Annotated in this window: 6 protein-coding genes; 4 read left to right on the top strand and 2 right to left on the bottom strand. The window is 36.9% G+C overall.

Annotated elements, in window-relative coordinates; all coding sequences use genetic code 11:
* Positions 1-587 precede the first annotated feature (587 nt).
* On the top strand, positions 588-1082 hold the full coding sequence (mobB, locus tag K8S13_RS23650; RefSeq protein ID WP_291466191.1) for a molybdopterin-guanine dinucleotide biosynthesis protein B: 495 nt from the start codon (positions 588-590) through the stop codon (positions 1080-1082).
* Between the two features lie 18 nt (positions 1083-1100).
* On the top strand, positions 1101-1964 hold the full coding sequence (locus K8S13_RS23655; protein WP_291466192.1) for a hypothetical protein: 864 nt from the start codon (positions 1101-1103) through the stop codon (positions 1962-1964).
* Here the strand turns inward: K8S13_RS23655 and panC are convergent.
* Entirely contained in the window at positions 1942-2796 is an 855-nt protein-coding gene (panC, locus tag K8S13_RS23660; protein ID WP_291466193.1) for a pantoate--beta-alanine ligase, read from the bottom strand. The two genes, K8S13_RS23655 and panC, sit on opposite strands and share 23 nt — an antisense overlap.
* Before the next feature lie 157 nt (positions 2797-2953).
* Between panC and K8S13_RS23665 the strand changes: the two genes are divergently transcribed.
* Together K8S13_RS23665 and yedF are read left to right on the top strand one after the other, a co-directional pair.
* Positions 2954-3532, top strand: coding sequence for an HDIG domain-containing metalloprotein (locus K8S13_RS23665; RefSeq protein WP_291466194.1), 579 nt, complete (start codon positions 2954-2956; stop codon positions 3530-3532).
* A 491-nt stretch (positions 3533-4023) separates the two neighbouring features.
* Positions 4024-4620 carry a sulfurtransferase-like selenium metabolism protein YedF gene (gene yedF / locus K8S13_RS23670; RefSeq protein WP_291466195.1) on the top strand — a complete coding sequence of 199 codons (597 nt, stop codon included), beginning with the start codon at positions 4024-4026 and terminating at the stop codon, positions 4618-4620.
* A 44-nt stretch (positions 4621-4664) separates the two neighbouring features.
* Here the strand turns inward: yedF and K8S13_RS23675 are convergent.
* Positions 4665-4874 (bottom strand): hypothetical protein (locus K8S13_RS23675; RefSeq protein WP_291466196.1); only part of this gene is annotated, 210 nt, incomplete at its 5' end.

A 4874-nucleotide genomic window follows, 5' to 3' on the forward strand; every position in this document is an offset into this window, starting at 1 on the left:
CATAAGAATAGCAAAGGATTTTGCTCCAGGTATTTTGCGATTACGCCAGGCATAAATCCCTATGACCGCCATAATCATTGCCGATGTAAGGAAAAGCCATATATAAGGAGTATAATGAAAATTCATATTTTCACCATTTAATTTTTAACCGGATTTCATTTGTTTATTCTGCCTTCTGTGTACCCAAATACCATCTCATTGATTTTTTAGACGCAAAAGACAGCAAAACAATTCGATACCGGTTTGAAAGCTCAATATAACTTCTCATAAATTTTATCCTAATTTTATATCCTTATATTCTAATATTCAAATGCTTATTGGTCAAGAAATACCTTTCAGAAACCAATTCTCGGTGAATCATATTCATAAAAAGAATTGAATTTTCTAATATTATGAACAAGATTACTTGTCGAGATTGAAGCTGAATCTTACCGAGGAGGTTGCAATCCATGCCCTGCCGGGTTAAAACCCAGTTGCTTTTTTCTTTCTCATACAATTGCCCTGCTTGAGCTTTTCCCTGCTTGACTTTCTTTGTTCCGCGCACTATTTTTATTAAAAAATAATATAAAACTATGAAGACAACAAATATGAAACCAGAGATAATTACCATTGTAGGAAAATCCAACTCCGGAAAGACCACGCTTCTTGAAAAGCTGATTGTCCTTTTGACGGACAGGGGATACAAAATAGGATCAGTGAAGCATGCCCATGACGGGTTTGAAATGGACAAAGAAGGCAAAGACAGCTGGCGTCACAGAAAAGCAGGTGCCAAGGCCACTCTTGTTATTACTCAAGATAATATCGCAATAATTAAAGATGATAAGACAAGCTATCTTGAAAAGATGAGATCTTATCTTTTTGATATGGATATTATTTTAGCAGAAGGCTTTAAAAAACAAAATCTGCCTAAAATAGAAATTTTCAGGACCCAAAGTGTGCATAAACAACCGCTTTGTATGGAGGATGAAAATTTGATCGCATTTGTTACGAATTCAGACTATAAACCGGATGTGCCTGTGTTTGGGCTTGAAGATATCAGTCAGATAGCCGATTTTATTGAATCAAATTTTCTAAAAAGCTAACAGCGTGCAAAAAAAAATATGAGACAAAACAAAAAAAGGCTGGCATATGGCTGTGTTATTGTTATCATTTTTTTTCATTCCTTTTGTCTCGCTAATCAGGATCAACCTAAAGATTATCATTGTGTTACCCAATTTGAAAATGGGACTATAAACTGGAGTACCGGAAATATTTCAGCGATTGGCAAGGCGTCTCCTGAAGAGAACACAAAAACCTCCCATGAATCCGTTCTTGGAGCTGCAAGAGCTGATGCAAACCGGGGGATTATAGAAATTTTAAAACGAATTAAAATTAATAATACTTTGAGTGTGGATGACTATGCATCTAAAAATGATATTATTTTGGCGGGTATGGAGAAAACAGCAAGGGATGCAATCATTTCAAAATTATATTATACCTCTGCACTTTCTGTGGAAATAATGATTAAAACCAGTATGTTTGGTGGTTTTTTGCAATTGGTATTACCTGAAGAAATTCGTCAGATACCAAAAATCAGCCCTGAAATACGTAAAAAAAATATTCAAATAATAGGAGAGACTCTCTACACGGGTTTGATCATTGATACAAGAGGGCTTGGTGTTGAACCCGTACTGAATCCTCTGATTGTCAGCGAACAGGGCCATGACATATATTCTTCTGTTTTTATCAGCAGAGAGTTTGCGGTTCAAAAGGGTGTCTGCAAGTATCTTTGCAGTATGGATCAGGCATTAAAGGATAAAAGAATTGGCAATCGTCCCATGATTTTCAAGGGACTTCGTAAAGAAAGAAAACCCGATACCGCCATTGTTATCAGAATGTCGGATTACCTTTTGTTGGAAAAAATAACAGAGCGTCATACCTTTCTAAAAGAATGCAGGATTATTATTGTGAAGGATGATCAATAAGGGCATTATCAATTAATCTTGTTTTCCCCAGTTTCACGGCTATTGCCAGCAAGACCTGATTTTCTATCTGATCTATATCCTCAAGGGTTTTGGGATTGCAAAAGGAAACATACTCTATATTTGTTTCAGGAAACGTACCAATAAACGTTTCAATCTGATTTTTAATGACCACAGGATTTTTTTCTCCCCTGGCAATCAATTTTTTGGCCAGATTCAATGACTTGGAAAGACTTAAGGCGGACACCCTTTGAGTGTTGGAAAGATAGGCATTCCTGGAACTCATTGCAAGACCGTCTTTCTCCCTGATGATATCTCCCGCCACAATTTTGATATCAAAATCCAGGTCCAGTATCAGTTGTCGAATAATTTGAAGCTGCTGATAATCTTTTTGCCCAAATATGGCGATATCAGGCATAACAATATTAAATAATTTGGTGACGACGATTGCAACACCTGCAAAATGAACCGGTCTGAATTTTCCGCATAAAAATTTTGGAAGATATTGAAGTTTAATTTCAGTTTGAAAGTTTTCAGGATAAATACTTTTTTTGTCGGGCAAAAAGACTGCGGTTACACCGGCTTTTCTGGCAAGGGCAAGATCATTTTCAATATCTGAAGGATAAGCGTCCAAATCCTCATTGGGCCCAAATTGAGTCGGGTTTACAAAGATGCTGATCACAAGCTCATCACATAAGGGTTTTCCTTTTTCCATCAGGGAAATATGTCCCTGGTGTAAATATCCCATAGTAGGAACAAAGCATATGGTTTTTGATCCTTTTTTCTTGTTTCTTGACCATTCCTGCATCTCAGATTTTGTTTTTAATATGTCCATTACTTTTCCAACTCCTCTTTGACGGCAATTCTCATGTCTAATATAAATTTTATATTGGACCTATTTGAGATCATAAAAGTTGACTTATAAATGTTTTAAAGATAATGAAGATTGTACTATATCGGTCAGAAAACGCAATATAATTAAAGGATTTGCTATGAAATCATACGTCCCGACTAGAGAGGATGCATTCAAGTTATTAAAAAAATATAATAAAAAGGAAGGGTTAATTCGCCATGCCCTTGCTGTTGAAGCTGTGATGGGCCATTTTGCCCGCCGTTTCAATGAAGATGAAGAAAAATGGCGGGTCATTGGATTGGTACATGACCTTGATTATGAGATGTTTCCTGAAGCACATTGCCACAAGTGCGTTGAATTGTTCAAAGAACACAATTGGCCTGAAGACTATATCCGGGCGGTCATCAGCCATGGCTTTGGAATTTGTACGGATGTGAAACCTGAAACCAATCTTGAAAAAACACTTTATGCCATTGATGAACTTACCGGCCTTGTGGCAAGTTCTGCTCTGGTCAGACCGTCAAAAAGCATCCTTGATATCAAGGCAAAATCCGTGAAAAAGAAATTTAAGGATAAAAGTTTTGCCGCAGGGGTTGACAGGAAGGTGATCCAGCAGGGTGCTGAATTTCTTGATATGGATCTTTCCGAACTCATCACCGAGGTAATCTTAGGGATGCGGTCCGCAGCAGAAAAAATCGGTTTAAAAGGAAATTTATAAAATAATGCCGGAACGTCTTTTATTTCCGCAGGGATGCAACAAGTCGATTGGGTTTCTCAAAATACTCAAAAACATCCAGTATATTGTGCACAATAAGATCGGATACAAGCAGGGTTTTTGATGCCAGACCCTCTTTTTGAAGAACCGCTATCCCTAATACAGACTCTTTTAAGATCAGCTCGTCATTAGACCCGTTTCCAACACAAAGGGTTTTTTGGAGCCCAAATTCTTTTAGATATTCAAGTTTGCATTCTGCCGGATTTTTTTCAGAAGGAGATTATATTTTAAGTTGTATTCAATATTTCAATAAGATTTGCGAATCATATATAAATTATCAATTTGTTAAATACCTTTTTTTTTAATATTTGAATTATATAAATGATTGATTACTTTATCTGACTTATGGCTGAATAATTTAAGGAGAACAAAAGGCACCACTGCCCCGAAAAACAAAGGTAATTTTACATATTAAGATACAAAAAAGGAAAAAAATGAAAGAGATAGACGTAAGGGGACTTGCATGTCCGGCCCCGGTATTGCAGACAAAAAATGCAATAGAAGAGGAAAACTTAAACAGCATTAAAGTCCTTGTAGATAACGAAGCGGCCAGGCAGAATGTAAGCCGTTTCCTTGAATCCCAGGATTTTGAAGTCTCAGTAAAGGAGAAGAAAGGAAATTTTTATGTCACAGGCAGGCGTGAAGGTGGAGTTGCTCCCGAAGGCATAGTAGCTGAAAAACAAAGTGACGAAAAAAAGAAAATTATGGTCATGCTGGTCACAGATCGCATGGGCTTTGGTGATGATGAGCTTGGTTTAAAACTCATGATCAGCTATATAAAGACGCTAAAAGAGATGGGACCTGATCTATGGCGGCTGGTCTTTGTGAACAACGGTGTTAAACTCACGGTTGATGGTTCGGATGTATTATCGATTTTAAAAGAATATGAAGAGGACGGGCTTTGTATCCTGGTTTGCGGGACGTGCCTGACCCATTTTGACCTTCTTGATCAAAAGCAGGTGGGCGAGACAACGAATATGCTTGATATTGTTACGGCCATGCAATTGGCGGATAAGGTGATCACTATTTAGTGCCCGACCAAAAAGAAAGGATCATGGTCAATTAAAAAACAAGGTCATCCAAGACTATCTATATTGAGCCAGCTGACAATATTTATCCCTGCCTGAATATAATTCTTTCTGCCGCCATATATTAAATAATTTTCGACATTTATATTACTGATCTTTGATAAATACCTTAAATTTTTAAAAAAAGAAGTTGAAATCGTTTTTCCGGATTTTACTTCAATTGCAGTTATTTTCATACCAGCATCTAAAATAAAGTC

This window comes from Desulfobacula sp., assembly GCF_021107415.1.

Coding starts and splice junctions, on each gene's coding strand:
- panC (WP_291466193.1), bottom strand. CDS start 2,796: ATGGACATATTAAAAACAAAATCTGAGATGCAGGAATGGTCAAGAAAC.
- K8S13_RS23665 (WP_291466194.1), top strand. CDS start 2,954: ATGAAATCATACGTCCCGACTAGAGAGGATGCATTCAAGTTATTAAAA.
- yedF (WP_291466195.1), top strand. CDS start 4,024: ATGAAAGAGATAGACGTAAGGGGACTTGCATGTCCGGCCCCGGTATTG.
- mobB (WP_291466191.1), top strand. CDS start 588: ATGAAACCAGAGATAATTACCATTGTAGGAAAATCCAACTCCGGAAAG.
- K8S13_RS23655 (WP_291466192.1), top strand. CDS start 1,101: ATGAGACAAAACAAAAAAAGGCTGGCATATGGCTGTGTTATTGTTATC.